General features: G+C 71.2%; 5 protein-coding genes. 2 read left to right on the top strand and 3 right to left on the bottom strand.

Annotated elements, in window-relative coordinates; genetic code table 11:
* The first annotated feature begins 196 nt into the window (after positions 1-196).
* Positions 197-658, top strand: a complete 462-nt coding sequence (locus tag ACFVYR_RS17185; protein ID WP_384263879.1) for a nuclear transport factor 2 family protein — start codon at positions 197-199, stop codon at positions 656-658.
* Between the two features lie 14 nt (positions 659-672).
* Here the strand turns inward: ACFVYR_RS17185 and ACFVYR_RS17180 are convergent, their stop codons facing one another.
* The 3 genes from ACFVYR_RS17180 to ACFVYR_RS17170 are packed head-to-tail and all read right to left on the bottom strand — an operon-like array spanning position 673 to position 2934.
* A complete protein-coding gene (locus tag ACFVYR_RS17180) occupies positions 673-1437 on the bottom strand; it encodes a Mut7-C RNAse domain-containing protein (protein WP_384263881.1) in 765 nt (254 codons plus the stop codon).
* A 30-nt stretch (positions 1438-1467) separates the two neighbouring features.
* A complete protein-coding gene (locus tag ACFVYR_RS17175; RefSeq protein WP_384263883.1) occupies positions 1468-2160 on the bottom strand; it encodes a TetR/AcrR family transcriptional regulator in 693 nt (230 codons plus the stop codon).
* A 57-nt stretch (positions 2161-2217) separates the two neighbouring features.
* Positions 2218-2934: a hemolysin III family protein gene (locus tag ACFVYR_RS17170; protein WP_384263886.1), complete on the bottom strand. Its 717-nt coding sequence runs from the start codon at positions 2932-2934 to the stop codon at positions 2218-2220.
* A gap of 307 nt (positions 2935-3241) precedes the next feature.
* On the opposite strand from ACFVYR_RS17170, the gene ACFVYR_RS17165 reads away from it, so the two are divergent.
* Positions 3242-5086 carry a phosphoenolpyruvate carboxykinase (GTP) gene (locus ACFVYR_RS17165; protein ID WP_384263888.1) on the top strand — a complete coding sequence of 615 codons (1845 nt, stop codon included), beginning with the start codon at positions 3242-3244 and terminating at the stop codon, positions 5084-5086.
* Positions 5087-5216: the final 130 nt, after the last annotated feature.

The following is a 5216-nucleotide window of genomic DNA, read 5'->3' as shown; positions in this document are numbered from 1 at the left end:
TGCCCCCCGCGGCGCGGTGGGGTGGGGGGCGCGGGGGGGGTTCGTCCCCGGGGCGGGGGGGGGGGGGGGGGGGGGGGGGGGGCCCGCGCCCCCCCCCCCCCCCCCCCCCCCCCCCCCCGGCCGGTGCCGGAGAGACTGACGGTCTTCCCGCGCCGACCGGACGCGGGCCGGGACCGAGAGGCCAGCCATGCCAGCCATGTCCACCGCCGCAGCACACTCCACCCGCGCCGTCATAGAGGAACTGCTGCGCCGGATCGGTGAGGGCGACCCCGAGCGCATCGCCGAGCTGTACGCCGAGCGGGGTGACTGGAAGCTGGACTGGCCGGAGTCCGAGCACGGCAGGGCGGCCACGCCGTGGATCCGGCACCGCTCCACCCGGGCCGACGCGGCCGCGCACTTCCGCGAGCTCGCCGAGCACCATGTGCCGGAGCAGGCGGCGACCGAGGTCGAGCGCATTCTCGTGGACGGCGCCGACGCGGTGGTGCTCGGTGAGATCCGCCAGACGGCCCGGTCCACGGGGCGCCCCTACCGTGCGCGGTTCGCCCTGCACCTCACGGTGGAGGGCGGCCTCGTCACCCGCCACCACGTCTACGAGGACAGCCTGGCGGTGGCGCAGGCGTTCGAGGCGGGCAGGGGCGACGCCGCGCAAGAACGGTGAGGCTCGTCAGCTCCTCACCGGCACCCGGCACCCGGCACCCCGCACCCGGCTCCCGTCTCCCCGAACTCCGCCACCGCCCGCTCCACGATCGCGTCGAGCCGGTCGTGATGGGCGCCCCGCCAGAACACGCGGGCGCAGCTCCCGCACTGGGCGAAGACGTCGTACGTGCCGCGGGTGCCGCCCTCCAGGCGGTCGGCGACCTCTTCCTTCGTGGCCGGGCGGAGGGTGCCGTTGCAGGCGCTGCAGCGGGTCCAGGGGCGCAGGGCGGGGGCGAAACGGCCGAGGACGTCGCGGAGTTGGTCGTCGGGGCGGTCGCTGTAGACGTACGCCCCGGCCCACAGCTCGCGGCGCCGCAGCAGGCCCCGGTCGCGGCTCAGCAGGACGCGGCGCTCGGCCGCCGAGCGGGCGGCGAGGGCCGGGTCACCGATGTCCGTGCTCTCGTACGCCGTGTCGACGCCGAGCAGCCGCAGGCGCCGGGCCAGCGTGCCGAGGTGGACGTCGAGGAGGAAGCGGAGCGGGGCGCCGGGGACGCGCTGGGGGCGGGTCACGGCACGCACGTCGACGGTCTCGCCCGCCGCGGGGACGTGTCCGGCGGCGACCTCGCGCCCGTCCACCACGAGCGCGCCGACCTCGGTGAGCGGGACGCCGAGCGACTCGACGACGTGCCCGAGCGTGGACGCGCCGTCCGTGACCGCCGTGGTGGGGCCGCCCCTTCGCCCCTGCGGGACGAAAATCCCCAGCTCGGGGGCGAAACTGACGAGGATCTCCGGACCGTTCATGCCGTCAGGATGGCATGGACGGACGGCGGGTCACCGGGGATTTTCCGTGCCCCCGAAGCGGGCGCCTTCCGTCCCTGCGAAGCCGGCGGCCAGCATGTCCATCGTCCGGTCCACGAGCGCGGGCAGGTCGTCCTTGTGGTCGTGCTCCGCCCAGTACGCCGCGGTCTCGGTGAGCGCGCCGATCAGCGCCATGGAGAAGGTCCGCACCTCCAGGTCGCCGGGATCGCGGCCGGTGCGCTCCGCGATGACGCGGCAGAGGACGGCGCCGGTGACGGACATGCTCTCCATCATCCGCGAGCGCACGGCAGGCACCTCGGTCATCAGCTTCGTGCGCAGCCGTGCGACCTCAGGGTCCTCCGCGAAGCCGACTCCCACCGCCCGCCGCAGCACATGCCGCAGGGACTCCAGGATCGGCTCGTCGGTGGGCCGCTCCCGCAGCTCGCCCTCCAGGAGCGGGTCGAACTCGTCGGTGAGGACGATGTCCTCCTTGGTCGGGAAGTAGCGGAAGACGGTGGAGGGGGAGACCTCCGCGGCATCCGCGATCTGCTCGACCGTCGTCGTCTCGTACCCCTGCTCCCGGATCAGCCGGTACGTCGCGTCCCGGATGGCGAGCCGGGTCTTGAGCTTCTTCCGCTCGCGGAGCCCGGGCCGGGAGGCGGCCCCGGGGGCGGCCCCGGAGGCGGTCGCCGAGGTCTCGGCGGTGGGGATGCGTGCGGCCGTCATGAGCCTCATTGTCGGGCATCCACCGCCGCGGCCACCGGTGAAGCAGGGGGAGCCGGGTCAGCCGTGCTGGTACGCCACCAGGGAGATGCCGACGTAGTGCACGACGAAGGCCGCCAGCGTCAGTGAATGGAAGACCTCGTGGAAGCCGAAGAAGCGGGGGGAGGGGTTGGGGCGCTTGATGCCGTAGATCACGCCGCCCGCGCTGTAGAGCAGGCCGCCGACGACGACCAGGACGAGCACCGCGATGCCGCCCGTCCGCATGAAGTCCGGCAGGAAGAAGACGGCGGCCCAGCCCATCGCGATGTAGCACGGCGTGTAGAGCCAGCGCGGGGCGCCGACCCAGAAGACGCGGAAGGCGATACCGGCCGCGGCGGCTCCCCAGATGCCCCAGAGCAGCCACTGCCCCTTCGACTCGGGGAGCAGCAGCATCGTCAGCGGGGTGTACGTGCCCGCGATGATCAGGAAGATGTTGGAGTGGTCGAGTCTGCGCAGGACGCGGTCGGCTCTGGGTCCCCAGTCTCCCCGGTGGTACAGCGCGCTCACGCCGAACAGCAGGCAGGAGCTCAGGGCGAAGATGCCGCAGGCGAGCCGGCCGCGCGGGGAGTCCGCGAGCGCGGTGAGCACCAGGCCGGCGACCACCACCGCGGGGAACATGCCGGCGTGCAGCCAGCCGCGCATCTTCGGCTTCGCCGGAAGCGGCATGGCTTCCGGGGGCGGAACGAGTGAAGGCTCACCCGCGGGCTGCGAGTTCGCTTCGGGTGCAGACGCGGTCATGAGCGGCATCGTACCGAGGGGACCGTAAGTCGCACATCAGGCGGATGTATTCGCACGGCAAACGGTCAGGTCCGTACGACAAAGGGAATGCAAAGGGGCGGATCAGTGCCCTCGCACGCGTACCCGTACAAGTGGCGATGCTCACTCCGCTCAAGTGTGAAGCCCTCTGGACAGATGCGCGAACGCGTCGGATGATCAAATGAGTGCGGTCGGCACCGGATGAGCGCCAAAGTTCGTACACGTGAAGCGTCCGGGTCGCAGCCCCCACGGGGCATACATCCCAAAAACCCCTCGAATAGGAGCAATCGTGGCGCGCGACATCGCGGCTCCCCTTCTCGCAGAGCCCCTGGGCACTGCCCCGACCAACCACCAGGAGCTCGTCTCCTGGGTCAACGAGATCGCCGGACTGACGCAGCCCGACCGCGTCGTCTGGTGCGACGGATCCGAGGCGGAGTACGAGCGCCTGTGCGAGGAGCTCGTCGCCAAGGGCACCTTCAAGAAGCTCGACCCGGTGAAGCGCCCGAACTCGTACTACGCGGCCTCCGACCCCACCGACGTCGCGCGCGTCGAGGACCGCACCTTCATCTGCTCCGAGAAGGAGGAGGACGCGGGCCCGACCAACCACTGGAAGGCCCCCGCCGAGATGCGGGAGATCTTCGCGGGCGAGCAGGGCGTCTTCCGCGGCTCCATGCGCGGCCGGACCATGTACGTCGTACCCTTCTGCATGGGCCCCCTCGGCTCGCCGCTGTCCGCGATCGGCGTCGAGATCACCGACTCGGCGTACGTCGCCGTCTCCATGCGCACCATGACCCGGATGGGCCAGGCGGTCCTGGACGAGCTCGGCGAGGACGGCTTCTTCGTACGGGCCGTCCACACGCTCGGCGCCCCGCTGGCCGAGGGCGAGGCCGACGTGCCGTGGCCCTGCAACTCCACCAAGTACATCTCGCACTTCCCCGAGGACCGCGAGATCTGGTCGTACGGCTCGGGCTACGGCGGCAACGCCCTGCTGGGCAAGAAGTGCTACGCCCTGCGCATCGCCTCCGTCATGGCGCGCGACGAGGGCTGGCTGGCCGAGCACATGCTCATCCTCAAGCTCACGCCCCCGAAGGGCGAGAGCAAGTACGTCGCCGCCGCCTTCCCGAGCGCCTGCGGCAAGACCAACCTCGCCATGCTGGAGCCGACCGTCCGCGGCTGGACCGTCGAGACCATCGGTGACGACATCGCCTGGATGCGCTTCGGCGAGGACGGCCGCCTCTACGCGATCAACCCCGAGGCGGGCTTCTTCGGCGTCGCGCCCGGCACCGGCGAGCACACCAACGCCAACGCCATGAAGACCCTGTGGGGCAACTCGGTCTTCACGAACGTCGCGCTCACCGACGACAACGACGTCTGGTGGGAGGGCATGACGGAGGAGACTCCTGCCCACCTCACGGACTGGAAGGGCAACGACTGGACCCCTGAGTCAGGCGTCCCCGCGGCCCACCCCAACGCCCGCTTCACCACGCCCGCCTCGCAGTGCCCGATCATCGCGCCCGAGTGGGAGGACCCCAAGGGCGTGCCGATCTCGGCGATCCTCTTCGGCGGCCGGCGCGCCAGCGCGGTGCCGCTGGTGACGGAGTCCTTCAACTGGCAGCACGGCGTCTTCCTCGGCGCGAACGTGGCGAGCGAGAAGACCGCCGCGGCCGAGGGCAAGGTCGGCGAGCTGCGCCGCGACCCGTTCGCGATGCTGCCGTTCTGCGGCTACAACATGGGCGACTACATGGCCCACTGGGTCAAGGTCGGCGCGGACAAGCCCGACCAGTCGAAACTCCCGAAGATCTACTACGTGAACTGGTTCCGGAAGAACGCGGACGGCAAGTTCGTGTGGCCCGGCTTCGGTGAGAACTCCCGCGTCCTGAAGTGGATCGTGGACCGCCTCGACGGCAAGGCCGACGGCGTCGAGACCCCCATCGGCATCCTGCCGACGGCCGACTCGCTGGACACCGAGGGCCTCGACCTGGCCAAGGACGATCTGGAGTTCCTGCTCACGGTCGACAAGGAGGTCTGGCGCGAGGAGGCCTCGCTGATCCCCGAGCACCTCAACACCTTCGGCGACCACACGCCCAAGGAGCTGTGGGACGAGTACCGCGCGCTGGTGCAGCGCCTGGGCTGACGGCCCGCGCATTCCGGATGGGCCCCGCACAACGGCTTGAGTTCTAGTGGTCGTTGCAACACCCCAGCTCAGGGGACGCGATGGCCATCGATTACAGCAAGCGACGCAAGCCCGCAGGGCATGCTCCGCA

This window comes from Streptomyces sp. NPDC058284 (assembly GCF_042881135.1).
In the GTDB taxonomy this organism is placed as follows: Bacteria; Actinomycetota; Actinomycetes; order Streptomycetales; family Streptomycetaceae; genus Streptomyces.
Note: the sequence above shows the minus strand (reverse complement) of the source record. Positions and strands in the feature narration are given on the sequence as shown.